The organism is Haloferax marinisediminis, assembly GCF_009674585.1.
Lineage (GTDB): Archaea > Halobacteriota > Halobacteria > Halobacteriales > Haloferacaceae > Haloferax > Haloferax marinisediminis.
On sequence record NZ_WKJP01000001.1, the window covers coordinates 337,346 to 361,970 of the forward strand.

Genomic DNA, 24,625 nt, shown 5'->3' on the forward strand with positions numbered 1-24,625 from the left:
GTTAGTCGTCTGCAGGTGTGGGGTCGATGCTGTCGATGCCGGGGATACCCTCGACACCCATCGACGCAAGTTCTCGTTTCAGTGCCTGTTCGTCTTCGACGTTCTGAGAGAGCTCCATCGCCTGCGCGAAGTTCTTCACCAGACCACAGTTCGGCCCTTCTGGCGTCTCAGACGGGCAGATGCGACCCCACTGGGTCGCGTGCAGGTCGCGTGCCTCGAAGTGAGGCTGCGACCGCGAAAGCGGACTGCGAAGGCGGCGCAGGTGAGACAGCACACCCATGTAGTCGGTGCGGTCGACGAGCTGGGAGACGCCGGAGCGGCCACCAACCCAGTTCCCCGTCGCGATGGGGTGTTCGAGACGTTCGGTGAGAACGTCAGACCGAACCACGGTGTTGACCGTGAGATTACGGTTACGCATGTTCGCACGCTCGAGCTGGTACTTCACGTCGCGTGCGAGCTTGTTGAGCGCCGTCCGGAACAGGTCCTTCATCAGGTCGCCGGACACCTTGAGGCGCTTGTTGGCGTAGTGGTCTTTGTCGTCGGACTCGCGGCGCTGGAGTGCGAGTTCGAAACACGCCTCGGCCATGCGGCAGAGGTAGTACGACTTGTTCATGCGCACTTCCTCTTCTTCGGCACCTTCTTCGTGGAGGTGCGGAAGGAGGTAGCGGTCGATGACGTAGTTGGCGCGCTTGAGCTGGTAGTTCTTGCCCTGTCCGCCAGCGACGCGCTTTCCGAGTGCCTCGATGGCCTGTTCTTGGGTCTGAACGTCGGCCTCTTCGAGGTTCTCGAGCATGAACTTCACAATCTCCGGGTCGTCGGAGACGCGGTGGACGATTTCCTCGTCGGATTCGAGTCCGAGTGCGCGGACGAGCGTGACGAAGTTGACGCTCCCCGAGACAGATGGGAACGACACTTCGAGGAGTCCTTCGCGGTTGCGCTCACAGAGAACGAGTGCGCGGTAGCCACGGCGCTGACTGAAGGTCTTGGCGACCTGAATCTCGTCGCCGTACTTCGTGTCGTACTCGGCGAGAATCTTGTTCGGCGCCAGGTCCTCCGAGGTCATGAGCACGCGCTCGGAGCCGTTGACGATGAAGTAGCCACCGGGGTCGACGGGGTCTTCACCGATTTCGACGAGGTCCTCGTCGGTGAGTTCTGCGATGTTACACTTCGAGGAGCCGACCATGATGGGCATCCGACCGACCTTGGTCTCTGCCGTGTCGACGACGACTTCCTCTTCTTCTTCGCCGCCGCGGACGATGGACATCTCCATGAACACGGGGGCGGAGTAGGTGATGTTGCGCAGGCGCGCTTCCTGCGGGAAGAGCAGTTCCTCGGAACCGTCGGCTTCGCGGACACGGGGCGTCTCGACGCGGACGCCACCGAGTTCGACGTAGACCGGTTCTTCGCCCTCTTTGTCACCGATGTCGGTCTCGATGGTCGCCTTCTCCTCGACGACCTCGGACATGCCGCGTTCGAGGAACGCGTTAAACGAGCGGAAGTGATGTTCAGCGAGCCGTTCTTCAGAGAAGTACTTGCGAGAGACCTCGCGTCGCGCTTGTCGGTTCATTCGATCACCAGTCGGTATACGACTGCTTTGTCGGTCGTTCGCGAATTCCGGACAATCTTGATGACGTCACCGGGCTCTGCATCGTCCGGGAGCGCCGGGTCTTTCCTCTTGATTTTCGGGAGATTCGTCTTCTCGACGTTGTACTCCTGTAACACACTCTCGACTTCCTCGTCGTCGAGGACAGTGTGTTCTGGAACCAGTGTGTGTTGGCTTACGTCTACCATGTATGGTGCTGCTGGGTGCTGGAAGAAGCTGTCACGGGATACTACGGCAGATTTTGGGAGCCACCCATTTAACCCTTGTTAACTGCGTCTACGAAAAGCGGGGCTATCGGAGGTCACGCACCGGAGATGCGCGAATCGTCACGTATTGGCATGGGGTATAGCGATATAAATGTCTTCGGGGCAAGAATCGCGGTACCGCACGCCAAGGGCAATCGAGATGGTAAGTCTTATCTATAAACCTCGGCTACGAATGATTGCAGACGGAGGGCCCGGGTGGTGTAGTGGCCCATCATACGACCCTGTCACGGTCGTGACGCGGGTTCAAATCCCGCCTCGGGCGCTCTCCGTATCCGACAACTCACTTCAGTAAGCCCGGGTGGTGTAGTGGCCCATCATACGACCCTGTCACGGTCGTGACGCGGGTTCAAATCCCGCCTCGGGCGCTTTTCCGAACGTCACAGGCCAAGCGACGCGTCTCGTCGCGTCGCGACCCTCTTCGTGCTGTAAACGCCAGACAAAGGGATTTGAACCAGCGAGCAACGCGAAGCGTTGCGAGCGTGGGCGGGCGAACTATTACCCATCAACCAACAGACGATGTGCGTTCCCACACGTCTACGGACCTCTGACACTCGATGCAGTCGTAGATTCGTTCGAATTCGAACGAGACAACACCGGCTTTCGCCTCCCCGAGAGCCTGCTGAACTACTAGCCCCCTCGACGGGCGAGACGTTAGCCGACGATACCGCCCATCGCACCGCCAATCGCCACCCCAATCAACGCCGCCAACAACGTCCCAAAGGCGTAGCGCGCCGCCGTCCGGTAGTCACCCACGTCGAGGAGTTCGGCGACACCGACGGCGAACGAGGAGAAGGTGGTGAACGCCCCGCAGAATCCAGTTCCGGCGAGCGTCGCGAGTGGGTCACCGACCGGCGCGGTTACGACGAACCCCAGTGCGATGCTCCCGAGGACGTTGACAGTGAAGGTACTCCACTTGCCGACGATCTGTTGGTCGACGACGTGTCGGGAGACGGCACCGAGCATCCCGCCGAGGCCGACGAACACGACGGACGTAGCCGAGAGGCTCACAGTTTCTTCCCTCCGACGACGAGGCCCAGCGCTGCAGCGGCGAAGCCGAGTGCGTAGTTCGCGCCGACGTTGAGGAGTCCGCCCGTCATCGTGAGGCCGGCGGTCTGGACGGCAAAGGTGCTGTAGGTGGTAAACGAGGAGAGGAGACCCGTCCCGAAGAGCAACTGCACCCGGCGAGAGGAGACAGTCGTGACGAACGTCCCGAGGACGAAACTCCCGAGGACGTTCACGATGAGTGTCCCGCCGGTTCCGGGGACGCCGACGGCGACGAGATAGCGAAGGGTCGCCCCAACAAACCCGCCGGCGGCGACCAACGCCAGTTCCGAGCGGTCCATACTGACACTCCTCCGGTGGGTTACTCTATGGTTTCGGAAGCGGCGCGCGAGGAGGTGGCTGTCGGGGTTGCACCACCATCACGCGTCTCGAGCGGGCGCACGCGAACGTCGTGAACGGACTCCGTCGTGTCGTCGACGACGAGTGCGCACCCACGTTGGCGCGGGAGTCGAGCTGTGAGCGACTCGTCGAAGTACGTCGGGTCGGCCGCCGCCATCGCCGACACGTCCGGGCCGGCAGTGAGTCGATGCACGATTCGGAGGTCAGCCTGCGAGAGGGCCACGTCGGGGAGTGCCGACGGACGCTGCGTCGCCAGCATGATGCCGACCCCTGGTGCGCGCCCACGCGTGAAGATAGTTCGAATCGCAGGTTCGGCAGTCGTCCCGACGAACGCGTGCGCTTCGTCGACCAAGAGCCACGGAATCCGGTCGACTGTCCCCGCGACGCGGGCATCGTACAGGCCGCTGGCAACGACGCGGACGACGGCACTTGCAGGTTCTGCGTCCATCCCCGAAAGGTCGAGGACGTCGGGAGTCGCGCCACAGAGCGCCGCAGGGTCCAACCCATCGGGGTCGAATACGTCCCACGACTCCGCGAGTGCGAGGTGGTTCGTCGCTGCCCGTCGCGTCGCAGGCGATGCAGTTGAATCCGCGACTGCCGCACGCATCTCCGCGAGCGAATCAGCACTGGCCGCGAGTCGCCAGACGAACGACCCAACGGGTCCAGTCGGGTCGAGGCCGAGGAGGTCTGGCCACGCACTCGGCGGAAGCGCGTCGGCACGGACTGTAGGCGAACAATGGACCGTGGCCTCGACCGGTGCATCTTCGAGACCGGTGAAGACGCCCATCGGGTCCACGACGACCGGTGCGACGCCATCGGCGTGCGCAAGTCCTTCGGCGACGACACCGAGCGTGTGCGACTTCCCACTGCCGCGTTTGCCGACGACGACGGCCGCGTGCGGGTGGTTCACGTCGAGTCCGACGGGGGCACCATCGCTTCCGTCGCGGGCGCGGTACGTGCCGAAGCGGCAGAGCGGTCCATCGTCGTCCGAGTGTCGACCGATGACGTGCATAGCGACTGTTGGCCGCGGAATGGCTCTTGAACCTCCGGACGAGCATTTATATACGAAACCGCGGCCAGACGGGGTATGCTCGATACGTTCCGCTCCGATACGCGTGCCATCGAAGGCCTGCCAGTTCGTCTCGTCGTCGCCCTCGTCGTCGGCGTCGCCAGCATGAGCGTCATGCTCAACATGCTCTCTGGAGTGCAGGGACTCGCCACCTCAGAACTCGACGTGAAACCGACGCCCGACGTGGTCACACCGGGTGAACAGGACCTGACGTTCGTCGTCGTCGACCACGAGGGTAACCCAGTCGAAGGCGCGACGGTCATCGTGAAATCCGGCACCGCTGACATCGACGGTACTGGCGTGCCACGGGCGAAGACCGACGATGGCGGGACGGCGACCCTGTCGCTCGACGCAGAACTCGGGTCGAATCGAGAAGACGGCACGCTCGTCGTGGACGTGAAACCACCCGCCGGGAGTTCGTTCGTGGACCGACGAGAGAACACGAATATCTGGGTCGTGAAGGCCTGAACCGTCAGCGTACGCGCCTCACCGCTCTGGGTGCGTCGGGGCGTCGAATCCGCCCCGAACGAGCGGTTTGGCGATGTGTCGGCGTGCACACGGCGGCACCTCGTACCAGCCGCGTTCGAGGTCTCGGTCGACCGGACGCGCTACTTTCCCGGGTGCCTCGGTGTCGCAGTCACGACAGCGATAGCCCTGATTTCGGCCGGCGCTCTTCATCGTTCGGCCGCAGTCGGGGCAGACAGGTGTCGTTGGTTCCGTCCGAACGAGGTCACGGACCGCGAACTTCTCCAGTTTGAGCGTTCCCTCGGTCACCTCGCCGCAGACGGTGAGTCGGTCACCGACGCGCAGCGAGCGGACGCGGTTTCGGAACCGCTTCGTCGGTTCGAACGCGGCCATCGTGACCGTCGTGTCGTCCGCTTCGATGTCGAAAAAGACGTGGCCGCCAGTCCGAGTCTCCGGGTCTGTGACCACTGTTCCGGTCGTTCGATAAGCCCGCCCGTCCCGAAGTTCAGAGAGCGTTCCGTCACGGAGGTGCGCGTCGCTCCCCTGGTTCGTGAGGAACGTCGCCGACCGGTCGACGGGTTCGGACTCGATTGCGTCGGCGACGTCACGAACCACGTCTGGGTCGTCGCCGCGGATTCCGTAGAGAATCGGCCCGGGTGCGTTGGGGACGCAGACGGCCTCGTTCTCGCCGTGGTCGACGGTATCCCACGCGACCGGATAGCCGGCGTCGGCGGCCTCGAAAACGGAGTCTACGTCCACGTCGCGCGGCGTTCCACAGCGGTGGAACTCCCGGTACGAGATGTGTTCGTACGTCCACTCGTCGAAGGCCGCCCACGCACCGATGGCGGCGAGCGCACCGATTCGACCACGACCACCGTGCCATCCCGCGCTCAGGAATCCAGACCTGTCGGCGAGCGTCTCAGCATCGTCTACGTCGTGGAAGTCGCGGACTGCGCCGCGGGCGAAGTCAGCAACCGCCGTCGAGACTGTCTCGGGCGACCCGGGTGCGACGACGAGGCCCGGACTGGTTCGCTCGTCTTCGGTGACTGCCCACCGGTCGAGTTCCTCGCGGGCGAGGTCGAACGCCGTCCCTGCGGGGAGGTCGGTGTGGAGGGCCAACGCGGCGTTGCCACGCGTCTTGTGCTCCACGGCAGGGTTCAACCGGACGAGCAGTCGCCGTTCGACGGTTCCGCCGCGAGCCTCGATGGCCTCGGCGACGAGTGTCGCGAGGTAGGTCGTACACATCCCGAGGGTTCGGGAGTCCGTGTCGTCGAGGCCGATGACGGTCATCGGGGGAGATAGCCGAAGGGTGAAGTAACGCCTTTCGGGTCAGTCCGACTATATAAACAGGGCCGAGAGAAGGGAGACGAGTCCGCGAGGGCGGCGATTTCCGGGGAAAACGCTTTATGGGCCGAATCACTTATTGCCCCCTATGTCCCGGTCAGCGCTGGTTGGTAATATCGCCGCGATGCTCCAAGATGCGGGTTTCGTCGTGAGCGACCGCATTGCCATCCGGCCGAAGAGCTTCGACCTCGCCGCCCGAAGAGGTGAGGACCTGTTGCTCCTCAAAATCCTCGGAAACATCGACGCGTTCGACGGTGTTACCGGTGCAGAGATGCGACGCCTCGGGTCGTATCTCGACGCGACGCCCCTCGTCATCGGCCTTCGGACCCGCGACGAGGATCTCAAACCCGGTGTCGTCTACTTCCGTCACGGCGTGCCGGTGTTGAACCCCGATTCCGCGATGGATATGTTCGTCGAGGGCGTCCCGCCGCTCATCTACGCCGCGCCCGGCGGCCTCTACGTGAGCATCGACGGCGACATCCTCGCCGAAGAGCGGAAAGAACGTGGCTGGAGTCTCGGCCGCCTCGCGACCGAACTCGGCGTCTCACGTCGTACCGTCTCGAAGTACGAAAGCGGGATGAACGCGAGCATCGACGTCGCGATTCAACTCGAAGAGCTGTTCGACCGGCCCTTTTCGAACCCGGTCGACGTACTGGAAGGAGCCGAAGACGTGCGTGAGTCCGAGCCAACTCCCGAAGACCCGGCAGCAGACCCCGACGACGAACACGTCGTCTCGGTCCTCACGCAGGCGGGCTTTACCGTCCACCCGACGTCCCGCGCGCCGTTCAAAGCCGTGAGCGAAGACGCCGGCCGACGCAAGAAGACCAACGTCCTCACCGGTCACTCGCCGTTCACCCGCTCCGCCGAAAAGCGCGCACAGATAATGTCGTCACTGGGTGAAATCACCCGCACGCGCTCTGTGTACTTCGTCGAAGAGAACCAGAAGCGCCAGTCGGTCGACGGAACCGGTATCGTTAGCTGTGAAGAACTCGCCGCAATCAACGACCCCGACCAGATTCGCGACCTGATTCGCGAACGCGCCCGCGACCCGGCCGAAATCTGACGCGACAAACCCTCGTTCGGCACGTCCCACGCGTGCGTCGCGTCACACACCGTTATCGTGATTCCTGACGTAGCGACAGGTATGTCGAAGTCGAGAGAGGCGTCGCGGGCGGAGGTGGAGTCGCTCGCAGCAGCGGTGGCACGAGTCGTGGGGTCGTGGCCAGCCGTCGAGCGAACCACGATGTTCGGAAAGCCGTCGTTCCGAGCGAACGGGACACTGTTCGCGGTCGTCTCAGAGCAGGGCCTGTCGTTCACGTCGCTGCCGGACGATGCCCGAGTGGCAGTCGCAGCACACCACAGAATCCTCCCGTTCGAGGCGAACGGCCGACTCGTCGGGTCGTGGGTGACCGTGGATATCGAACCGAACCGAGTCCGTGAACTGACAGACGCACTCCGTGCGAGTTACGAGACGGCGTTCCGCAGAAAAGCGTAGTTCGAAGGCGCGACCGACAGCGAGGTGGCGGCGGTCGGTGCTTAGTTCGCTGCGCCGTAGGTCTGTTCGAGGTACTCGACGATATCGCTGCTCTCGGGCATCCCTTCGATATCGTTCTCCTCGTCCACGAGGACCGGTACGCCCGTCTGGCCGCTAATCTCTTCGACTTCGGTCCGCTCGGGGTGCGCACGAGGGACCATCCGCGATTCGTACTCTAAGTCGAGTTCGGCGAGTTTGTTCTTGACTTTCGCGCAGAACGGGCAACCCTCCAGTTCGTAGAGGATGAGGTTTGACATCGACCGTTGGTATGGAGGCCACTACAAAAAGCTCGGCGGAGCTGTGTATCAGCGGTGCAACTAGCGGAGCTTCAGAAAGGGGGAAGAAAATCGGGGTGACGCCGTCTCAGACCTGCGCTTGCAGCATGCCGGAGGTCCGGACGACGAAGTAGACGAAGAACGCGACAGCGAGTGCCCACTGGCCCGCGCTGATCTCGTCGTACTCACCGGAGGCGACCTTCACGAGCGGGTACGAGACGATGCCCGCCGCGATGCCGTAGGCGATGGAGTACGTGAAGGGCATGATGAGGATGGTCATGCCAGCCGGAATCGTGTGCGAGAGGTTGTTCCATTCGATGTCGACGACGTTGCGGAGCATCACGACGCCGATGACGACGAGCGCGATGTGCGACGCGTAGAGCGGAACTGCGGTTGCGAGCGGGATGAGCGCGAGCGACGCGAGGAAGAGGCCGGCGACGACGAGCGCCGTCAGACCGGTGCGGCCGCCTTCTTCGACACCCGTCGCGGATTCGATGTAGGTCGTGACCGTCGAGGTTCCGAGCATGGCACCTGCGGTCGTCCCGATCGCGTCAGCCATGAGCGGCTTGTCGATGTCGGGGAGGTTGCCGTCTTCGTCGAGGAAGTCTGCGGCCTGCCCGACACCGACGAGGGTGCCTGCAGTGTCGAAGAAGTCCACGAAGAAGAACGTGAAGACGATGAGGGCGAAACTGAACGCCTCGATGCCACCGAAGCCGGAGATGAACGCACCGGCGAGGGGCGTGATGTCGTAGGTTGCGGCCGAAGAGCCAGCAACGAGACCAGCCTCGGGGGAGACGACACCGAACGTGGTGAGCGCCCACCCGATAATCGAGGTGGCAGCGATGCCGATGATGATCGAACCGGGAATTCCTGCGGCGTAGAGAGCGAAGGTGAGGAACAGCCCAACGACGGAGACGATTGCGACCGGGTTGGACGCGAGGTCACCGAGCGTGAGCAGCGTCGCGGGGTCGTTCACGACGATGCCCATCGCTTGCAGGCCGATGATCGTCAGGAAGAGTCCGATACCGGTCCCGACAGCCATCTTGACAGGCTGTGGGAACACTTTGATGATGGCTTCGCGTGCGCCGACGGCCGTGAGAGCGATGAAGATCAATCCCTCAACGAAGACGGCGGCGAGCGCAGTCTGCCACGAGACGCCGAGCGCGCCGATGACGGTGAACGCGAAGAACGCGTTCAGGCCGAGACCGGGCGCTTGCGCGAACGGTCGATTGGCGTAGAACGCCATCACTAATGTGGCGATGACGGCGGCGAGGATGGTTACGACCGCGAGCATCGACTGAACCTGCCCAGGGCCGAATCCGGAGATGATGACACCCGGTTTCGCGTCTGGGATACCCGTCATGATGGCGGGATTGACGACGACGATGTAAGACATCGTCAGGAACGTCGTGATGCCGGCGATGATTTCGGTCCCTACCGAGGACCCGTGTTTATGCACGTCGAAGTAATTTGCGAGGGTTTCAGAGAGCCCCATGATGCACGACTAAGCATACCCATGATTGCACACATAAGCATTGCCATCTACCGAGAAAATATATACACATTCGTGCATTAAATGGTGTATTTCGGAGAGACGACCAACACGGCCATGACTACTTTCACACCAAACAGTACTGGAAAGATGGAGTTTTTGTTGTCCAGTTATCAGGAAAGTACGCCAGACCGGACGACGAAGTAGCCGACGAACGCGGCCGCGAGCGCCCAGTGGCCGAGGCGGAGGTCTTCGACGTCACCGACGGCGACTTTCACGAGCGGATACGAGACGATGCCCGCGGCGATACCGTAGGCGATAGAGTACGTGAATGGCATCACGAACATCGTGAGGCCCGCAGGGATGAGCGAGGTAGTGTCGTCGACGTCGATATCGACGACGTTCTGGAGCATCACCACGCCGATGACGACGACCGCGATGTGCGACGCGTACAGCGGAATCGCGGCGACGAGCGGAACCAACGGAATCGCCGCGAGGAACAAGAGTGCGACGACGAGCGCGGTCATCCCGGTTCGACCGCCTTCCTGAACACCGGTCGCCGACTCGATGTAGGTCGTCACGGGCGACGTGCCGAGTGCACCGCCGGCAGTCGTCGCCACCGCGTCGGCCATGAGCGGTTTTTCCACGTCAGGGAGGTCACCGTCTTCGTCGAGGAAGTCCGCGGCCTGCCCGACACCCGTCAGCGCCCCGGCAGTGTTGAAGAAGTCCACGAAGAACAGCACGAAGACGACGAGTGCGAACGAGACTGGTTCGACCTTCGAGAACCCGCCGACGAACGACCCGGCAATCGGCGAGATATCGTACGTCGCGCCCGCGGCAGCACCGGGGACGACGAGGTCGAACGCGCCGACGACTGGCATCGAGACTGGGGTCGTTGCGGCGGCGACGACGAGCCCCGCGTCGAGTCCGACGAGACCGAGTTGCGTCACGACCCACCCGAGTCCCGTGGTGCCGAGAATTCCGAGTACGATGGCACCACGAGTTCCGCGCGCATAGAGACCGAACGTGAGGAACAACCCGACGACCGAGAGGATGGCAATCGGGTCGGAGGCGACGTTTCCGAGACCGACGAGTGTCGCCGGGTCGTCGACGACGACGCGCATCTCTTGCAGGCCGATAATCGCCAAGAAGAGACCGAGACCGGTCCCGACCGAGAGTTTGACCGGTTCAGGGAAGAGACGGAGGATGTACTTCCGCGCCCCGAACGCGGTGAGTGCGACGAAGAGGACACCCTCGACGAAGACGGCCGCGAGCGCCGTCTGCCACGGGATGCCGAGCGACCCCACGACCGTGAAAGCGAACACCGCGTTGATTCCCATTCCGGGAGCCTGTGCGAACGGGCGCTTCGCGTAGAGCGCCATGACGAGCGTCCCGATTGCGGCCGAGAGGATGGTGACGACGGCCAGCATCTGCTGGACCGTCCCAACCTCGAAGCCCGGCAGCACGATTCCCGGTTTCGCGCCCGCGATGCCCGCGAGGATGGCCGGGTTGGCGACGACGATGTACGACATCGTCAGGAACGTCGTGAGACCCGCCAGCACCTCGGTTCGGAGCGTCGTCCCGTGCGCCTCGAAGTCGAAGTACGACCCGAGGGAGTCGACCACGCCGGCGAGGCCGACGCTATCGTCCAGTTGCTGCATCCAATCCATATCGTAACCCGTCGGGTCGATGCGAAACGGAGTAAAAAGGGTACTGAAATCCCGTCTCAGCGTCAGATGGTAGCAGACGTTACTCGAAGACGCTGAGTGCACCGACTGGTGCGTCGGTGAGTTCTTTCGCGCGGGTGGTTCCCTTGTCGCCGACCGCGATGAGCGCGAAGACACCCGCGATGTTGGCGTCGGCTTGCAGGGCGATATCTAAGAGGAGTTCCTGCGTCTCGCCGGAGCGGATGAGGTCGTCGACGACGAGGACGCGTTCGCCGGCGTCGATGGCACTGGCGGGGAGATAGTAGGTCAGTTCGATACCGGAGGCGAGACGCTGGCGGGACTCGATGAAGTCCTCGACTGCCGTCTCTTTGGACTTCTTCGCGTACGCGAGGCGGGCACCGAAGTAACTCGCCATCGCCGCACCGAGTGTGATTCCGTCGGTCGCGGCCGTCAGGACGACGTCTGGTCGTTCGAATCCGAGCGTGTTCGCTGCGACGGGGGCGACGAGGTCGAGGAACGACTGGTCGAACACGACGCCGGAGTTGTCGACGTAGCCTTCGTCGTCGAAACGGACGCGGGCCTCGAGTTCGTCCGCGAGTGCGTCACGGCCGACACCTTCGACGACCTCTCGGGCGCGTTCGACCCCGGGCAAGACGTGCCCGTTGACGTAGCGGTTGAGGTCCCCGGCCGGCAGTCCAGTCAACTCAGCGAGTTCGTCGTACGTCCGGGTCTCTTTGAGCATCCGGAGCACGGAGACAGCCTGCAACTGGAGTGCGGCCTTCTCTGCTCTGTTCATGCCTTCGCGTTCGCGCTTGCACAAAAATGAATACTTCGATTGCGTTTCGTGCGTGAATTAGTCACAGGCGTGTATTAGACACGGACGTGTATTACTGGTCGGCGTCTGCGAGTAAGTCCTCGGCAGTGAGGAGAGATTGTAGTTCGATGTCATGTTCGGCGAGCAGTTCGTCAGCACCCTCCTGCCGGTCGACGACGACGACGACGCGGTCCACGACGGCACCGGCGTCTCGAAGTGCTTCGACGGCGTCGACGGCGCTCTGGCCGGTCGTCGCGATGTCTTCGAGGACGACGACGTGTTCGCCTTCCTCCAGTGCGCCTTCGATGCGCTTGGCCGTGCCGTACTCTTTGGCCTTCTTCCGGGCGATGACGTAGGGCTTGCCCGTCTCGACTGCCGTCGCGGCGACGAGGGGAACTGCGCCGAGAGCGACGCCGGCGAGTTTCTCGTCGTCTGCGACGACCTCGGCGAACGCCTCGGCGATGAGTTTCAGACACCGGGGGTCGGTCTCGAAGAGGTACTTGTCGACGTAGTAGTTCGAGGTTCCGCCGTGGGAGAGTTCGAATTCGCCGAACTGGACCGCGTCGGCGTCACGAAGCGCCGCGATGAGTTCTGAGTTCGCCATCTTGTTTCGAGAGGTATCACAGAGGCGCTTAAGCGGGACGGTTCGGGTGGACGGTGCAACGCGCGTGGCTCACCGGTACCGGAGTTCTGCGACCAAGCCGTATACGACCGCAAGGAGACCAACGACCGCACCGACCCACCGCAGCGGTGAGGCGGCCGTCCAGACCAGTGCAGCGGAGACGACGGTGATGCTCGCTGCGGCGAGTCGAGCGACCCACAGTTGGCGCTTTGCCGTCTTCTGGTCCAGCGCCTCGTCGATGACGAAGATTTCGATGGCACCGGTGAAGATGTGCCCCAGGAGTTCCAAGAGTAGCCCCATCGTGTGGTTGTCGTGACACAACCGGGCATTGTGGGTGTATCGGTCCGCGGCACGGCGTGGTGTACACCGGCACTGTACCGCAAGACGAGCGAAGCGAGTCCTTGCGGCTCTTCTTTGGTCCAGCTTTCTTCCGGGGGTTTGAGGCGACGGCTCTGCCGTCGCCGATGTCGTTTGAGACGCCTTTGGCGTCTCGTGATGCCAAAAACGCTCCGCGTTTTTGAGCAACCCCCGAAAAGAAAGGTGGAGGTTTACCAGGGCTCGTTCTTCAACCCGAGCAGATACGCCCCCACGTTCGTGACGACGTGGAGAATCGGCGTCATCACGAGGACGACGACGAGCACGGGGAGCGTGAACGTCGCGGTGAACCACGCGGGCGCGGCGACGAACGCGAAGACGAGCGCACCGACGACGAAGTCGAGTTGGTCGAGGCCGGGGAAGGCCGCACCGCGTTCGCGACCCGACCGACGCTTCAGGAACGAGGCACCGATGTCACCGAGCATCGCACCGAGTGCGAGACCGAACCCGGCGGCGAGGGGGAACGTGGGAAGGTCGAATCCGACGATGCTGGAGAGGGTCGGTCCGACGGCGTTGAGAACGAGCGCGAGAAGCGTCCCGGCGAGTGTCCCGGCGGCGGTTCCGCGCCACGTCTTTCCGTCGCCGAGGATACGCCGTCCGCCCCACGACCGGCCACCGTCGATGGGGCGGCCACCACCAGCGAGAACGGCGGCGTTGTTCGGGACGTACGCAGGTAACATCGCCCAGAAAGCAGTGACGACGAGAGCGGCGAGAGAGACGGCCATACGAGTACGTCAGGTGGGAGGAATGTAAGTTCCGACGGTTTGTTCGAGGCAGTGGCGACGGAGTCACTCGATTAGCAAACGCCGAAGATGAGAAGTCTGAATACCAGACGGTCGATATCGTTCATCATGATTCCGCCCATCGCGAGCAATTTCGTCGCGGGAGAGTCCGCGGCCGAAGCGCTCGACCACGCTCGACAGATGAACGACGACGGCGTGGCGGTCATCCTGAACCTGCTCGGGGAACACTACCACGAACGTGGGCCGGCCGACGAGGACGCAGACGTGTACGTCCAGTTGGTCGAAGATATCGCGTCGACGGGTCTCGACGCCTGTGTGTCGGTCAAGCCCTCGCAAATCGGCCTCGACGTGGGCGACGAGGTGTTCGAAGAGAACTACCGCCGAATCGCCGAGGCTGCCGACGAACACGACGTGTTCCTCTGGTGTGACATGGAGGACCACGAGACGACCGACGTGACGCTCGACGCCTTCGAAGAACTGGCTCGGAAATTCGGCGGCGGGATGGGCCTGTGCGTACAAGCCAACCTGAAACGAACGCCCGACGACCTCGAACGGCTGGCGGACGTCCCCGGAAAGATTCGCCTCGTAAAAGGTGCGTACGACGAACCGGCGTCCGTCGCGCACAAGAAGAAGTCGAAGGTCGACGAGGTGTACAAAGACCTCCTCGACTACCTCTTCGACGAGTACGTCGGCGGCGTCGCCGTCGGGAGTCACGACCCGAAGATGATCGCGCACGCCCGCGACCTCGCCGCAGAGTACGACCGCGACTACGAGATTCAGATGCTCATGGGCGTCCGCGAAGACGCACAGCGCGACCTCGCCGCTGAGGGCGTCGAAGTCTGGCAGTACGCCCCCTACGGCGACAAGTGGTTCCAGTACTTCTACCGCCGCGTACGCGAGCGCAAGGAGAACGCGCTCTTCGCCCTCCGGGCAGTCGTCGGCATCTAGTCACGGTATCTCTCCCTTTTCGAACGTCTACGTGCCACTCACCGTGAGTATCGGCAGGACGGACCGTACTAGAAATCCCCTTAAGCCCACAGGTACACGTATCGCGTATCAATGTCCTCGTGGAGACGCGACTTCGCAAGCGGTCTAGTGGTCCTCGTTCCGCTACTCGTCATTTTGTACGTCTTATCTATTCTCTACACCAGCATCGTCAAGCTGCCAATCATCGAGAATATTCAACCACCGTACGGCTTCTTCATCGCGATCATCGTCTTCCTGATGCTCGTCCTGTCTGTGGGCTATCTCATGCGGACGACCGTCGGTCGGTTGCTCGAATCGGGCCTCGACACGATGATGAACAAAGTCCCGCTGGTCCGAATCCTCTACAACGCATCTAAGCTCGCGGTCGAAACCGCGCTCACCGGGACCGAAGACCTCCAGAAGCCAGTCCGTCTGGAGACGTGGCCGGGAATCCGGATGACCGGGTTCAAGACGGGCAAGAAGACCGCAGACGGACGGGAGATTATCTTCATGCCGACTGCTCCGAACATCACCACCGGATTCGTGATGGAAGTCGACCCCGACGACATCGAGGAGACCGGCGAACGGGTCGAAGAAGCACTCACGCGTGTCCTCTCGGCCGGGTTCGCCGAGCAGGACCACATCGACCAGTACACCATCGACGTCACGGAAGAATCAGACGGGGAAACGGCCGAAGAAGTCACCATCTCCGGAGAATCGGCAGACGGCGCAGTCGCAAACGAGTAGTCACTCAGCGGCGTCGCGTCTGCAGAAAATGTGTGGTAGTACTGTTTACTGCTCGTCGACGTAGGTGAACCACTCTTCGTGGTCGTCGGTACGACGCTCCACGAGGTCGAAGAAGGCAGTCTGGAGTTCTTCGGTGACCGGACCGCGCGTGCCCTCACCGATGACGACGTTGTCCACCTTGCGGATGGGCGTCACTTCGGCGGCGCTGCCGGTGAAGAACAGTTCGTCGGCGGTGTGGAGTTCGCCGCGACTGATGATGGCGCTGTCGTCGACTTCGTACCCGCGCTCGCGGGCGAGCGTGATGACGGTGTCGCGGGTGATGCCGTCGAGGATGCTCTGAGAGAGACCGGGCGTGTAGATTTTCCCGTCGCGGACCATGAAGATGTTCTCGCCAGGGCCTTCGGCGACGTTGCCTTCCTTGTTCAGGACGATGGCTTCGACGTAGCCGTTCCGGCGGGCTTCCTCGCCGGCGAGGAGGGAGTTCACGTAGAGACCGGTCGTCTTCGCGTTCGTCGGAATCTGGCTCGAAGCGTGCTTCCGCCACGACGAGACCATCACGTCGACACCGTTTTCGAGTGCGTCCTCGCCGAGGTAGGTTCCCCACGGCCACGCCGCGATGGCGACGTCTGTCGGGTTGTCCTTGGGGCTGACGCCGAGTGAGTCGTAGCCGTAGTAGGCGATGGGGCGGATGTAACAGCCACCGAGGTCGTTGCGCTTGATGACCTCGATGGTCGCCTCGGTGAGTTCCTCAGGCGAGTACGGAATCTCCATGTTGTACGGCTTTCCGGAGCTGTAGAGGCGTTCGAGGTGCTCCTCCCAGCGGAAGATAGCCGGACCGCGGTCGGTGTCGTAGGCGCGGGCCCCTTCGAAGACACCCGTGCCGTAGTGAAGCCCGTGAGAGAGGACGTGAATCTGTGCGTCGTCCCAGTCCACGTATTCGCCGTTCATCCAAATCGTGGACACGTCCATGTCGTCAAATCCCATGTGAGGCCCTTCGCAGGCCCCCCTCTAAAATCATGACGAACCGACCCCCGCGTCCTTGGGGACTATGTTTTCTCAGTGGTATTTCTGGCGTATGTCACTCGAATCTGTCGTCGTCACGGGCGGCACCGGAAACATCGGTCCGACCGTCGTTCGCCACCTGCGCGACCACGGATACACCGTCACGAACGTCAGTCGAAGCGGTGGTTCCGACCACGCGGACCACGACTACCGCGTGAGTGCGACCGACTCCGGTGACCTCGTCACGACGCTCGCAGCCGTCGACGCCGACGCCATCGTCCACCTCGGAACCATCTCGACACCCACCCACGACCCCGGTCATCGCGTCTTCGAGAGCAACGTCCAATCGACGTACGTCGTCCTCGAAGCGGCAGCCACACTCGACATCGACACCGTCGTCCTCGCGTCGAGCATGAGCGCCATCGGCGGCGGGTTCGAACCCGACCCCGCGCGAATCGATTATCTACCCGTGGACGAGACGCATCGGGCGACACCGTCGAACCCGTACGGGCTCGGGAAGTACATCGCCGAAGAGACGGCGACTGGATTCGCTCGGCGAGACGACGCACCCACGACGATTGCCAGCCTTCGCTTCCCGTGGATGCCGAGCACAGACGAAGCGCGGACCACCTTCGCAGAGGGCGACCGGACACTCGCCGGCCTCCGCGAAGACGGGTTCTTCCACACGGTACGAAATACGCTCTTTTCGTATCTCGGACGAGGCGACGCCGCGCGAGTGATTCGCCGGGCTATCGAAGCCGACTTCGAAGGGCACGAACTGTTCTGGGCGGTTGCTGACGACACCTCGACCACCGTCGAGTCGGCGGAGATTGCACAGGCGGTGTACCCCGACGCAGAGATTCGGTCGCCACTCTCGGGGCACGAATCACTCGTTTCGACGGAGAAAGCACGGCGGATGCTCGGGTGGGAACCCGAGTGGTCGTGGCGCGACGAACGCGCCTAACGGCCGAACAGGCGAGAGTCAGCGAAGCGCTTCGAGCAGTCGGTCGCCGTCGACGAACGCGAAGTCGTGTCGGGAGGCGTAGTCGCGGGCGGCAGTCTTCGGGAGCGCTGCGCCGCTCTCGTCGTCGAGCATCTCACAGACGACGACTGCAGGTGGGATGTCCGCCTCGTCGGCGAGGGCGAGTCCGAGTTCGGTGTGTCCCTGCCGGTCGTCGAGGAGGTTGGGCGCGCCACGAAGCAGGTGAACGTGGCCGGGTGCGCGGAACTCGTTTCCGAAGTCGACGACGTCGTAGTCGCCCTGGCGAGTCGCCTCGGCGACGGGAGCGAGACGCGAGATAGTCATCGCGCGGTCGCGGTCGGTGATGCCGGTGAACGACTCGCGGTGGTTCACCGTAAAGGAGAACGACGACCGGGAGTCGTACGCGAGGTCGTGCGAACTCGCCGCCGGGTGGGTGAGCACCTCGTCGATGAAGGGCAACGACAGTGCCTCTGCGACGTCGTCTGGAAGGGCGACGCAGACGAGGCCGCCGGCGTCGTTGCGCATACGGGCAACGTCGCGCGGAGCGACCGAACCAGCCGGATAGACGATGTCCACTTCGCCCTCACGGTCGTCGAAGTCGTGGATGAGTACCGGTTCGCCCGCGCGGAACGCGTCGAGGACGCGTTCGACGCTGTCGTAGTCGCTTTCGGCGGAACGACTCATTCGAAATCAGCCTCCTCGACGCGAACAGTGACGCTGTCGCCGTCGGCGAGGTCCAACACGTCACGGAGTTTGTCCGGGGCGATAATCTCCAGCTGTGACTCGTCGTGGTGGGTCCGTTCGGGAACGATGATGTGGACCGGGTCGTACGTGTCGCCGTCCGCCTCGATGACCGCGGCGTAACACGTGGCCGGCCCGAAGGTTCGCTCGTCGTCTTCCCACCCGTCGATTGGGACCGCATCGAGTGCCGACATCCCTGCACGGGAGCGAATCGCGTCGTCGTCGAGACGGACGTTCAGCGTGCCCGGGAACGGTTCGTAGCCGAGGCGCTCGGTGAACTGTTCCATGTACCCCGGAAGTGAGATGTAGTGGCGACCTTCGCCCATCCCGCCGGTCACCTCGCCGTCGAGAACCACGACGGAGGGCGACTCGAAGATGCGGCGATAGTCGGCGTACTCACGCCGCAACGCGGACTCACCGGTGTCGGTGATGGTTATCCACTGCCCGTCAGAGACGACGTCGCGGTCGACGAAGTCAGCCTCTTCGAGGCGCTGGAGACGGCGAGACGCCGTCTGGTTGGAGACGCCCAGTCTGTCTGCGAGGCCCGAACAGGAGACTTTGACTGGGCCGGAGCGGCCACCGTCGAGGGCGACGAGTTTCAGCGTGGCCAACTCGTCGTATCCGACTGTAGCGGCGACTACCGATTCTGACATACTTCAAGATTCGAATGCGCGTCCCATAAGCGTATCGTATGTGAGATGCATTCCAGAAATGAGATGGGCGGCGGCGACGGCGGCCGGGGCAGCGTCTATCGAGAGTTTCGGGCCACCGTTGGTAAGTCCGTCGGTCAGAACAATACCGCGAGAACGTGCGCATTCGCTCGGGTTCTCACGGAAGGGTGGGAGGAGGAGGGCGGAGGCACGGGACGGAGATGTTCGAGTGAGTGCTGGGCGAGAGGGTGGGGCAGGCAGACGCGAGTGTGCGGTGGTATGGCGGGTTGGGGGTGAGGGGTGGGGTGCGTCGGCGGGATAACCGGGATGAGGCGTCTCAGGACTCTGCTGCTCTCCGTTCGGCACTCACCTGTGAGATGCCGGCGTTCGCCGAGCAACTGGGGCAGGCGTAGACGTTTCCTTGGTCGTCACCGAATACACGGATGAAGTTCCTCGACACGAACGCTTCGCAGTGGTTGCATTGGTTCGTCATGGTTGTGGGGTGGGAGATGGCAGACTGTCCTGCCTCGATGTTACCGTGGATTGCTCGTACTATACCGATGCTACCAAACTAGTAAGGTATCAGTTGTAGACGGTACTTTCGGGGGTGATTACGTGGCCGAGCGGCGACGATTCGGCGTCCCAACAGGACTGGAGTGGAACCTGCCCGGACGGTTCGGAAAGGCCTTTAGCCGCCTGTCGAGAATCCGCGTACATGTTCAGACAGTTCCGTGAGGAGGTCGAGGCGGCGCTCTCTGCGGCGCTCTCGTCGCTCGACCTTCCCACCGACGACCTTGGGGTCGAAGAGCCGCCGGAGGACGTACCTGCAACCCTCGCCTCTAGCGTCGCCTTCCGACTTGCTGGCGTCGTCGGTGCTGCACCGCCACAGGTCGCTGCCGACATCGCCGAGGAAATCTCCGTCGAGGGCTACGACTACCTCAGCGCAGTCGACACGCAAGGCCCGTACGTGAACTTCCACGTGAGCGACGCCTACTACGACGACACCCTCGACGCGGCAGCAACCGACACCGAGTACGGTCACCTCCCATCGACCGGGGAGAGCGTCGTCGTCGAACACACGAGTGCGAACCCGACGGGACCGGTCCACGTCGGCCGCACCCGTAACCCCGTCATCGGTGACGCCGTCGCAAATCTACTCGACTTCGCCGGCAACGACGTCGAACGCCACTACTACGTGAACGACGCCGGTCGCCAGATGGCCGTCTTCACGTGGGCGTACGAGACCTTCGACGAGGAAGACCTCGACGGAGAACCAGAACGCGACCGTATCGAGTACGACCTCGTCCGCTACTACCGCAAGGGCAACGCGTACCTCGAAGATGCCGACCCCGACAAGGTCGAGGCCGCCGAAGCAAAGATTACGGAGATTCTCCAGGGCATCGAAGAAGGCGACGAAGAGACGTACGCCCGCGTCGAAGAAGTCGTCGACCAGGTTCTCGGTGGCATGCGCGAGTGTCTCGAACGCCTCCCCGCCGAATTCGACGAGTTCGTCAAAGAGACGCGGTTCATGTTCGACGGGAGCACCCGTGACCTCGCCGACCGCCTCAAAGAGACCGAGTACGCGGTCTACGAGGAAGACGCGTGGCAACTCGAACTCGACGACTACGGCTTCGAGAAGAACCTCGTCTTCCTCCGCTCGGACGACACCTCGCTGTACACGACGCGTGACCTCGCCCACCACGAGTGGAAGTTCGACAACTTCGACCGCGCCGTGACCGTCCTCGGTGAGGACCACAAACTGCAGGCCGGCCAACTCCGCGCCGCACTCGACATCCTCGGCAACGACGTGGACAAACTCGAGAACGTCATCTACTCGTGGGTCAACCTCCCCGGCGGCGAGACGATGTCCACCCGCAAGGGGACCGGCGTCATGCTCGACGACCTGCTCGACGAGTCCATCTCGCGCGCCCGCGACGAAGTCGAAAAGCGCCTCGAAGGTCGCGTCCGCGACGACGACCTCGATGAAGCCGACATCGACCGCATCGCCCGACAGGTCGGTATCGGCGCGGTTCGCTACGACATCGTCTCGAAGCAACCGACGAAGACCATCACGTTCGAGTGGGACCAAGCGCTCAACTTCGAGGCCCAGTCCGCACCGTACATCCAGTACGTCCACGCGCGCTGTTGTGGCATCGTCAACGAGGCGGCCAACGCCGGCATCGACGCCAGCGACGTCGACCCATCGGTGCTCACCACCGAGGCCGAACGCGACCTCATCCGCACGATTGCGCGGTTCCCCGCCGTCATCGAAGCGGCGGCCGACGACCTCGAACCGCACGCAGTCGCCACGTACGCCCGCGAACTCGCCGAAGTGTTCAACACGTTCTACCGCGAGTGCCCGGTGCTCGACGCCGACGAAGACGTCGGTGCTGCCCGGCTGGCACTCGTCAAAGCGGCCCGGAACAGCGTCGCTAACGCGCTCGCTATCGTCGGTGTCGAAGCACCCGAGTCGATGTGAACACGGGCTAAAACGGCTTTTTTCGCGTTAGAGCAAGAGCGGCAGTGCGATTGCAGCGGACACGAGTGACCCGCCGAGCGCCCAGACTGTGATGGCGCCGCCGCCGAGTGCGAGTACGAGGAACAACACTATCCACCAGAAGGGAACGGACTCAGATTCTGCCATAGGGGGCTTTCCGCAGACCCGCGTAAAAGGCCTTCCCGTTTAGCCGAGGAATCGCCTGAAAAAGCCGCTCTTTTCTTCGTCGTCGCCCTCGTCTTCGAGTGCTTCGACCTCTTCGACGAGCGAGGTCGTGTAGACGCCCTCTTCGTCGTCGTCGCCCGCGTCAGAACGCTCTTCAGCGACGGCGTCCGGTTCCGCTTCGGCGACGAGCGGTTCGTCTGCCGACTCCGACGGTGCCTCGGCGATGACCGCCGACGCCTCCGCTGTCTCGTCGGCTGTTTCGGGGGAGTCGGCCGTCTCGGGGTCTTCCTCGATGGAAGCCGCATCCTCGTCAGCGGCAGAGTCGTCGTCTGCGACGGAGGCGTCTCCGACGGACGTGTCGCTCCCACTGGTCGTCGCTTCGACCACTGCATCGCCCGCGAGCGGGTCTGCACCCATCGAATCGGCGTCGTCGAGGTCTGCAGTGACTGGGTCTTCGTCGTCGGCAGCGGTGTCAGCAGTCAGTTCGTCGTCGTCGGCATCACTCGCCAACGGGTCTTCGTCGACCGCTTCAGCGCGTCCGGTGCCGTTTCCACTTCCGAACGGAACTGCGGCGTCGAGCGCTGCTTCGGCCTCGTCTTCGAGTGTTGCCTCGGTCGTCGAACGCTCCTCGGGAGTCGGCGTCGATGCAGTCGAGCGGTCTGGCTCGGGGGTGGAACCCTGTTGGGGAATCGGCTCCGACTCTGCCGACTCCACCTGCTCAGGCACTGATTCGGAGTCGTCCTCTGCGTTGGCTTCGGGTTCGTCGTCCACGTTGGCCTCGGCTTCGGGCGTCTGCGGTTGGTCAGGTTCGGGGTCAGTGTCTGACTCAGAAGTCTGTTCAGCGACGGCCTCCGGGTCTGGCTCCGCGTCGAGCGGTTCCTCTTCGGGGACGTCGATGTCGACCGACGCGTCGTCTGTCGTCACGTCCGAATCGGGTGTGTCGTCGGTTTCGACGACCGTCTCCGCACCGTCGCGTGTGTCGTCGGTCTCGGAATCGTCAGCGTCGGCAGCGGGAGTCGAGGACGACTGCTCGTCTGTCGACTCCGCGTCGTCGGGTTGTGACTCTGGGACTGGAACCGGTTTGCCAGTGAGTGCCTCCGCGAGCGCTCGGTAGCCAGCGGCCGCGATACTCTCTGGCGAGCGCGCGACGACCGGTGTCTGGGTGTGGAGCGCTTCGCGAATCGCGGCGTCTTCGGGGACGACGGCGATGACGCCCGTGTCGAGAAGTTCGGCAACCACGTCGGCGTTCGGGTTCGACTGGTTGACTCGCGTGAGGACGACGCCGACGATGTCCGCACCGATTCGGTCGCCGAGTTGCCGGGTCTTCTCAGTGTCGCCGAGGGCCTCGCGCTCGGTCGTCGAGACGAGAAGCACCTCGTCGGCGAGTTTCAGTGGGACGAACGTGTCGTCACTGAGCCCTGCACCGGTGTCGATGAGGACGATGTCGTGGTTCTCCTGGAGGGTCTCGATGACTGGGTGGAGTTCCTTCGCGTTCGCACTCGCGAACGCCTCCAACGCAGTCGACCCGGGGACGACCGAGAGTCCTTCGGGCCCCTCGTAGGTGGCCGATTCGACTGTCGTGCTGCCAGTGAGCACGTCGTGGAGCGTCTCCCCATCTGGGTCGACACCGAGGGCTCCAGCGAGATTCGGCATCCCGAGGTCACCGTCGACGACGACGACGTCGTGCCCGGCCATCGAGAGGACCGTCCCGAGGTTGGCAGTCGTCGTCGTCTTTCCAACCCCGCCTTTTGCGCTGGCAATTGCGTACACCCGAGACATAAATTCCAACTGTCGAAATCCACCCATGACAGCCACATAAATGTTCTCCGACGAGTCCTCCCATCTGGGCACCGGATTTCATCCTGGTTGGACCGTCGTGTGTGTGTGGCTATCGTGTAGCGTTCCCAGTCAAAGGTTACTTAGCCGCTGGATAGACTAGAAGTAGTGATGAGTAGCGACGCCGAGGAGGCGAGCGAAGACCGCCGTAAGTACGAATTCAAGAAGGTCATCGAGGACCTCAAGGAGTACGAAGGCTCAGGGACTCAGCTCGTCACCATCTACATTCCCGAAGACAAGCAGATTTCTGACGTGGTCGAACACGTCATCACAGAGCACAGCGAAGCGTCTAACATCAAGTCGAAGCAGACGCGGACGAACGTCCAGGACGCACTCACGAGTATCAAAGACCGCCTCCGGTACTACGGCAACTTCCCCCCGGACCGCGGCATCGTCATGTTCTCCGGCGCCGTCGACTCCGGCGGTGGCCAGACGAACATGGTCACGAAGGTCTTAGAGAGTCCGCCGGACCCGATTCAGTCGTTCCGGTACCACTGTGACTCGAACTTCCTCACCTCCCCGCTCGAGGACATGCTCATGGACAAGGGCCTCTTCGGCCTCGTCGTCCTCGACCGCCGCGAAGCCAACGTCGGCTGGCTGAAAGGCAAGCGCGTCGAACCGGTCAAGAGCGCCTCGTCGCTCGTCCCCGGCAAGCAGCGAAAAGGTGGTCAGTCCGCCCAGCGTTTCGCCCGCCTGCGCCTCGAAGCCATCGACAACTTCTATCAGGAAGTCGCTGGCATGGCGAACGACCTGTTCGTCCCCAAGCGCCACGAGATGGACGGCGTCCTCGTCGGCGGTCCGTCGCCGACGAAAGACGAGTTCCTCGACGGCGACTACCTCCACCACGAACTGCAAGACATCGTCGTCGGCAAGTTCGACGTCGCCTACACCGACGAATCCGGCCTCTACGACCTCGTCGACGCCGCACAGGACGTGCTGGCCGACCAGGAGGTCATGAAGGACAAAAAGCAGATGGAGGAGTTCTTCGAGAAACTCCACCGCGGCAACGAGTCCACCTACGGGTTCGAAGCGACGCGAAAGAACCTCGTCATGGGCTCTGTCGACCGTCTGCTCATCTCCGAGGACCTGCGCAAGGACGTCGCCATCTACGACTGTGGCGGCCAAGAGGAGTTCGAGCTCATCGACCACCGTCACAACACCCCGTCACACGACTGTGAAGGCGGCGGCGAGGCCGAGCTGAAAGAACGCGAGGACGTCATCGAGTACCTGATGGACCTCGCAGACCAGCGCGGCACGGAGACGAAGTTCATCAGCACCGACTTCGAGAAAGGCGAACAGCTCTACGACGCGTTCGGTGGCATCGCCGGAATCCTCCGGTACTCCACCGGCATCTAAACGACTCCTCCTC

At 63.0% G+C, this 24,625-nt stretch carries 27 protein-coding genes and 2 tRNA genes; 10 read left to right on the top strand and 19 right to left on the bottom strand.

From position 1 onward, the window contains the following. Nucleotide 1 precedes the first annotated feature (1 nt). Together GJR98_RS01800 and GJR98_RS01805 are read right to left on the bottom strand one after the other, a co-directional pair. Nucleotides 2–1,567: a DNA-directed RNA polymerase subunit B'' gene (locus GJR98_RS01800; RefSeq protein ID WP_151134876.1), complete on the bottom strand. Its 1,566-nt coding sequence runs from the start codon at nucleotides 1,565–1,567 to the stop codon at nucleotides 2–4. Next, on the bottom strand, nucleotides 1,564–1,791 hold the full coding sequence (locus GJR98_RS01805; protein ID WP_058571323.1) for a DNA-directed RNA polymerase subunit H: 228 nt from the start codon (nucleotides 1,789–1,791) through the stop codon (nucleotides 1,564–1,566). Before GJR98_RS01805 ends, GJR98_RS01800 begins: the two co-directional genes overlap by 4 nt. Before the next feature lie 267 nt (nucleotides 1,792–2,058). Here GJR98_RS01805 and GJR98_RS01810 point away from each other — a divergent pair. Next, nucleotides 2,059–2,131 (top strand) — tRNA-Asp (locus GJR98_RS01810). Between the two features lie 30 nt (nucleotides 2,132–2,161). After that, a tRNA-Asp gene (locus GJR98_RS01815) sits at nucleotides 2,162–2,234 on the top strand. Nucleotides 2,235–2,520: 286 nt separating this feature from the next. On the opposite strand, the gene GJR98_RS01820 is transcribed toward GJR98_RS01815, so the two are convergent. From GJR98_RS01820 to GJR98_RS01830, 3 genes are read right to left on the bottom strand one after another with little or no spacing between them, the layout of a single operon-like run. Then, the gene (locus GJR98_RS01820) at nucleotides 2,521–2,877 is read right to left on the bottom strand and encodes a fluoride efflux transporter FluC (RefSeq protein WP_151134878.1); all 357 of its coding nucleotides are present in this window, start codon (nucleotides 2,875–2,877) and stop codon (nucleotides 2,521–2,523) included. Further along, a complete protein-coding gene (locus GJR98_RS01825) occupies nucleotides 2,874–3,212 on the bottom strand; it encodes a CrcB family protein (protein ID WP_151134880.1) in 339 nt (112 codons plus the stop codon). The genes GJR98_RS01820 and GJR98_RS01825 overlap by 4 nt, the downstream gene beginning before the upstream one ends. Nucleotides 3,213–3,232: 20 nt before the next feature. Then, entirely contained in the window at nucleotides 3,233–4,282 is a 1,050-nt protein-coding gene (locus tag GJR98_RS01830) for an ATP-binding protein (protein WP_151134882.1), read from the bottom strand. A gap of 75 nt (nucleotides 4,283–4,357) precedes the next feature. Here GJR98_RS01830 and GJR98_RS01835 point away from each other — a divergent pair, with 75 nt between their 5' ends. Next, on the top strand, nucleotides 4,358–4,807 hold the full coding sequence (locus tag GJR98_RS01835) for a DUF7382 domain-containing protein (RefSeq protein ID WP_151134884.1): 450 nt from the start codon (nucleotides 4,358–4,360) through the stop codon (nucleotides 4,805–4,807). 18 nt (nucleotides 4,808–4,825) lie between these two features. Here GJR98_RS01835 and GJR98_RS01840 read toward each other — a convergent pair whose 3' ends face one another. Next, a complete protein-coding gene (locus GJR98_RS01840; protein ID WP_151134886.1) occupies nucleotides 4,826–6,094 on the bottom strand; it encodes a tRNA(Ile)(2)-agmatinylcytidine synthase in 1,269 nt (422 codons plus the stop codon). Nucleotides 6,095–6,236: 142 nt separating this feature from the next. On the opposite strand from GJR98_RS01840, the gene GJR98_RS01845 reads away from it, so the two are divergent. After that, a complete protein-coding gene (locus GJR98_RS01845; protein WP_151134888.1) occupies nucleotides 6,237–7,211 on the top strand; it encodes a transcriptional regulator in 975 nt (324 codons plus the stop codon). A gap of 81 nt (nucleotides 7,212–7,292) precedes the next feature. Further along, complete coding sequence (locus GJR98_RS01850) at nucleotides 7,293–7,643, top strand: MmcQ/YjbR family DNA-binding protein (RefSeq protein ID WP_151134890.1); 351 nt, start codon at nucleotides 7,293–7,295, stop codon at nucleotides 7,641–7,643. 41 nt (nucleotides 7,644–7,684) lie between these two features. Here GJR98_RS01850 and GJR98_RS01855 read toward each other — a convergent pair whose 3' ends face one another. The 7 genes from GJR98_RS01855 to GJR98_RS01885 form a co-directional block, all read right to left on the bottom strand. After that, a complete protein-coding gene (locus GJR98_RS01855) occupies nucleotides 7,685–7,939 on the bottom strand; it encodes a glutathione S-transferase N-terminal domain-containing protein (RefSeq protein ID WP_151134892.1) in 255 nt (84 codons plus the stop codon). Nucleotides 7,940–8,045: 106 nt separating this feature from the next. Next, nucleotides 8,046–9,452, bottom strand: coding sequence for an NCS2 family permease (locus GJR98_RS01860; RefSeq protein ID WP_151134894.1), 1,407 nt, complete (start codon nucleotides 9,450–9,452; stop codon nucleotides 8,046–8,048). A 170-nt stretch (nucleotides 9,453–9,622) separates the two neighbouring features. Continuing rightward, entirely contained in the window at nucleotides 9,623–11,110 is a 1,488-nt protein-coding gene (locus GJR98_RS01865; RefSeq protein ID WP_151139364.1) for an NCS2 family permease, read from the bottom strand. An 88-nt stretch (nucleotides 11,111–11,198) separates the two neighbouring features. Beyond that, the gene (locus GJR98_RS01870) at nucleotides 11,199–11,912 is read right to left on the bottom strand and encodes a phosphoribosyltransferase family protein (RefSeq protein WP_151134896.1); all 714 of its coding nucleotides are present in this window, start codon (nucleotides 11,910–11,912) and stop codon (nucleotides 11,199–11,201) included. A 91-nt stretch (nucleotides 11,913–12,003) separates the two neighbouring features. Beyond that, nucleotides 12,004–12,534: an orotate phosphoribosyltransferase gene (pyrE, locus tag GJR98_RS01875; RefSeq protein WP_151134898.1), complete on the bottom strand. Its 531-nt coding sequence runs from the start codon at nucleotides 12,532–12,534 to the stop codon at nucleotides 12,004–12,006. A gap of 69 nt (nucleotides 12,535–12,603) precedes the next feature. Further along, nucleotides 12,604–12,852: a hypothetical protein gene (locus GJR98_RS01880; RefSeq protein WP_151134900.1), complete on the bottom strand. Its 249-nt coding sequence runs from the start codon at nucleotides 12,850–12,852 to the stop codon at nucleotides 12,604–12,606. 248 nt (nucleotides 12,853–13,100) lie between these two features. Beyond that, nucleotides 13,101–13,652 (bottom strand): CDP-2,3-bis-(O-geranylgeranyl)-sn-glycerol synthase, encoded by a 552-nt coding sequence (locus GJR98_RS01885; RefSeq protein ID WP_151134902.1) that lies wholly within the window; start codon nucleotides 13,650–13,652, stop codon nucleotides 13,101–13,103. Nucleotides 13,653–13,778: 126 nt separating this feature from the next. On the opposite strand from GJR98_RS01885, the gene GJR98_RS01890 reads away from it, so the two are divergent. Together GJR98_RS01890 and GJR98_RS01895 are read left to right on the top strand one after the other, a co-directional pair. Then, complete coding sequence (locus GJR98_RS01890) at nucleotides 13,779–14,618, top strand: proline dehydrogenase family protein (protein ID WP_151134904.1); 840 nt, start codon at nucleotides 13,779–13,781, stop codon at nucleotides 14,616–14,618. Between the two features lie 111 nt (nucleotides 14,619–14,729). Beyond that, the gene (locus tag GJR98_RS01895; RefSeq protein ID WP_151134906.1) at nucleotides 14,730–15,383 is read left to right on the top strand and encodes a DUF502 domain-containing protein; all 654 of its coding nucleotides are present in this window, start codon (nucleotides 14,730–14,732) and stop codon (nucleotides 15,381–15,383) included. 45 nt (nucleotides 15,384–15,428) lie between these two features. Here the strand turns inward: GJR98_RS01895 and GJR98_RS01900 are convergent, their stop codons facing one another. After that, nucleotides 15,429–16,367: a branched-chain amino acid transaminase gene (locus GJR98_RS01900; protein ID WP_151134907.1), complete on the bottom strand. Its 939-nt coding sequence runs from the start codon at nucleotides 16,365–16,367 to the stop codon at nucleotides 15,429–15,431. Nucleotides 16,368–16,458: 91 nt separating this feature from the next. Here GJR98_RS01900 and GJR98_RS01905 point away from each other — a divergent pair, with 91 nt between their 5' ends. Then, nucleotides 16,459–17,349, top strand: coding sequence for an NAD-dependent epimerase/dehydratase family protein (locus GJR98_RS01905; protein ID WP_151134909.1), 891 nt, complete (start codon nucleotides 16,459–16,461; stop codon nucleotides 17,347–17,349). A gap of 18 nt (nucleotides 17,350–17,367) precedes the next feature. On the opposite strand, the gene ribB is transcribed toward GJR98_RS01905, so the two are convergent. The 3 genes from ribB to GJR98_RS18110 form a co-directional block, all read right to left on the bottom strand. Next, the gene (gene ribB, locus GJR98_RS01910; RefSeq protein WP_151134911.1) at nucleotides 17,368–18,051 is read right to left on the bottom strand and encodes a 3,4-dihydroxy-2-butanone-4-phosphate synthase; all 684 of its coding nucleotides are present in this window, start codon (nucleotides 18,049–18,051) and stop codon (nucleotides 17,368–17,370) included. Further along, nucleotides 18,048–18,761 carry a DUF120 domain-containing protein gene (locus GJR98_RS01915; RefSeq protein WP_151134913.1) on the bottom strand — a complete coding sequence of 238 codons (714 nt, stop codon included), beginning with the start codon at nucleotides 18,759–18,761 and terminating at the stop codon, nucleotides 18,048–18,050. Before GJR98_RS01915 ends, ribB begins: the two co-directional genes overlap by 4 nt. A gap of 334 nt (nucleotides 18,762–19,095) precedes the next feature. Further along, nucleotides 19,096–19,251: a DUF7563 family protein gene (locus GJR98_RS18110; protein WP_449271765.1), complete on the bottom strand. Its 156-nt coding sequence runs from the start codon at nucleotides 19,249–19,251 to the stop codon at nucleotides 19,096–19,098. A gap of 222 nt (nucleotides 19,252–19,473) precedes the next feature. On the opposite strand from GJR98_RS18110, the gene argS reads away from it, so the two are divergent. Further along, complete coding sequence (gene argS / locus GJR98_RS01920) at nucleotides 19,474–21,237, top strand: arginine--tRNA ligase (protein WP_151134915.1); 1,764 nt, start codon at nucleotides 19,474–19,476, stop codon at nucleotides 21,235–21,237. A 27-nt stretch (nucleotides 21,238–21,264) separates the two neighbouring features. Here the strand turns inward: argS and GJR98_RS17395 are convergent, their stop codons facing one another. Beyond that, the gene (locus tag GJR98_RS17395) at nucleotides 21,265–21,402 is read right to left on the bottom strand and encodes a hypothetical protein (RefSeq protein ID WP_191965404.1); all 138 of its coding nucleotides are present in this window, start codon (nucleotides 21,400–21,402) and stop codon (nucleotides 21,265–21,267) included. A 39-nt stretch (nucleotides 21,403–21,441) separates the two neighbouring features. Continuing rightward, entirely contained in the window at nucleotides 21,442–23,199 is a 1,758-nt protein-coding gene (gene minD / locus GJR98_RS01925) for a MinD/ParA family ATP-binding protein (RefSeq protein WP_151134917.1), read from the bottom strand. Between the two features lie 168 nt (nucleotides 23,200–23,367). Here minD and prf1 point away from each other — a divergent pair, with 168 nt between their 5' ends. Then, nucleotides 23,368–24,612 (top strand): peptide chain release factor aRF-1, encoded by a 1,245-nt coding sequence (gene prf1 / locus GJR98_RS01930; RefSeq protein WP_151134919.1) that lies wholly within the window; start codon nucleotides 23,368–23,370, stop codon nucleotides 24,610–24,612. Nucleotides 24,613–24,625: the final 13 nt, after the last annotated feature.

What these genes read in the sequence shown, in the direction of transcription:
- GJR98_RS01805 (WP_058571323.1), bottom strand. Translation starts at nt 1,791, where the DNA reads ATGGTAGACGTAAGCCAACACACACTGGTTCCAGAACACACTGTCCTC.
- pyrE (WP_151134898.1), bottom strand. Translation starts at nt 12,534, where the DNA reads ATGGCGAACTCAGAACTCATCGCGGCGCTTCGTGACGCCGACGCGGTC.
- GJR98_RS18110 (WP_449271765.1), bottom strand. Translation starts at nt 19,251, where the DNA reads ATGACGAACCAATGCAACCACTGCGAAGCGTTCGTGTCGAGGAACTTC.
- GJR98_RS01845 (WP_151134888.1), top strand. Translation starts at nt 6,237, where the DNA reads ATGTCCCGGTCAGCGCTGGTTGGTAATATCGCCGCGATGCTCCAAGAT.
- argS (WP_151134915.1), top strand. Translation starts at nt 19,474, where the DNA reads ATGTTCAGACAGTTCCGTGAGGAGGTCGAGGCGGCGCTCTCTGCGGCG.
- GJR98_RS17395 (WP_191965404.1), bottom strand. Translation starts at nt 21,402, where the DNA reads ATGGCAGAATCTGAGTCCGTTCCCTTCTGGTGGATAGTGTTGTTCCTC.
- GJR98_RS01865 (WP_151139364.1), bottom strand. Translation starts at nt 11,110, where the DNA reads ATGCAGCAACTGGACGATAGCGTCGGCCTCGCCGGCGTGGTCGACTCC.
- GJR98_RS01825 (WP_151134880.1), bottom strand. Translation starts at nt 3,212, where the DNA reads ATGGACCGCTCGGAACTGGCGTTGGTCGCCGCCGGCGGGTTTGTTGGG.
- GJR98_RS01885 (WP_151134902.1), bottom strand. Translation starts at nt 13,652, where the DNA reads ATGGCCGTCTCTCTCGCCGCTCTCGTCGTCACTGCTTTCTGGGCGATG.
- minD (WP_151134917.1), bottom strand. Translation starts at nt 23,199, where the DNA reads ATGTCTCGGGTGTACGCAATTGCCAGCGCAAAAGGCGGGGTTGGAAAG.
- GJR98_RS01830 (WP_151134882.1), bottom strand. Translation starts at nt 4,282, where the DNA reads ATGCACGTCATCGGTCGACACTCGGACGACGATGGACCGCTCTGCCGC.
- ribB (WP_151134911.1), bottom strand. Translation starts at nt 18,051, where the DNA reads ATGAGTCGTTCCGCCGAAAGCGACTACGACAGCGTCGAACGCGTCCTC.
- GJR98_RS01900 (WP_151134907.1), bottom strand. Translation starts at nt 16,367, where the DNA reads ATGGGATTTGACGACATGGACGTGTCCACGATTTGGATGAACGGCGAA.
- GJR98_RS01880 (WP_151134900.1), bottom strand. Translation starts at nt 12,852, where the DNA reads ATGGGGCTACTCTTGGAACTCCTGGGGCACATCTTCACCGGTGCCATC.
- GJR98_RS01895 (WP_151134906.1), top strand. Translation starts at nt 14,730, where the DNA reads ATGTCCTCGTGGAGACGCGACTTCGCAAGCGGTCTAGTGGTCCTCGTT.
- GJR98_RS01860 (WP_151134894.1), bottom strand. Translation starts at nt 9,452, where the DNA reads ATGGGGCTCTCTGAAACCCTCGCAAATTACTTCGACGTGCATAAACAC.
- GJR98_RS01850 (WP_151134890.1), top strand. Translation starts at nt 7,293, where the DNA reads ATGTCGAAGTCGAGAGAGGCGTCGCGGGCGGAGGTGGAGTCGCTCGCA.
- GJR98_RS01800 (WP_151134876.1), bottom strand. Translation starts at nt 1,567, where the DNA reads ATGAACCGACAAGCGCGACGCGAGGTCTCTCGCAAGTACTTCTCTGAA.
- prf1 (WP_151134919.1), top strand. Translation starts at nt 23,368, where the DNA reads ATGAGTAGCGACGCCGAGGAGGCGAGCGAAGACCGCCGTAAGTACGAA.
- GJR98_RS01835 (WP_151134884.1), top strand. Translation starts at nt 4,358, where the DNA reads ATGCTCGATACGTTCCGCTCCGATACGCGTGCCATCGAAGGCCTGCCA.
- GJR98_RS01905 (WP_151134909.1), top strand. Translation starts at nt 16,459, where the DNA reads ATGTCACTCGAATCTGTCGTCGTCACGGGCGGCACCGGAAACATCGGT.
- GJR98_RS01915 (WP_151134913.1), bottom strand. Translation starts at nt 18,761, where the DNA reads ATGTCAGAATCGGTAGTCGCCGCTACAGTCGGATACGACGAGTTGGCC.
- GJR98_RS01840 (WP_151134886.1), bottom strand. Translation starts at nt 6,094, where the DNA reads ATGACCGTCATCGGCCTCGACGACACGGACTCCCGAACCCTCGGGATG.
- GJR98_RS01890 (WP_151134904.1), top strand. Translation starts at nt 13,779, where the DNA reads ATGATTCCGCCCATCGCGAGCAATTTCGTCGCGGGAGAGTCCGCGGCC.
- GJR98_RS01855 (WP_151134892.1), bottom strand. Translation starts at nt 7,939, where the DNA reads ATGTCAAACCTCATCCTCTACGAACTGGAGGGTTGCCCGTTCTGCGCG.
- GJR98_RS01870 (WP_151134896.1), bottom strand. Translation starts at nt 11,912, where the DNA reads ATGAACAGAGCAGAGAAGGCCGCACTCCAGTTGCAGGCTGTCTCCGTG.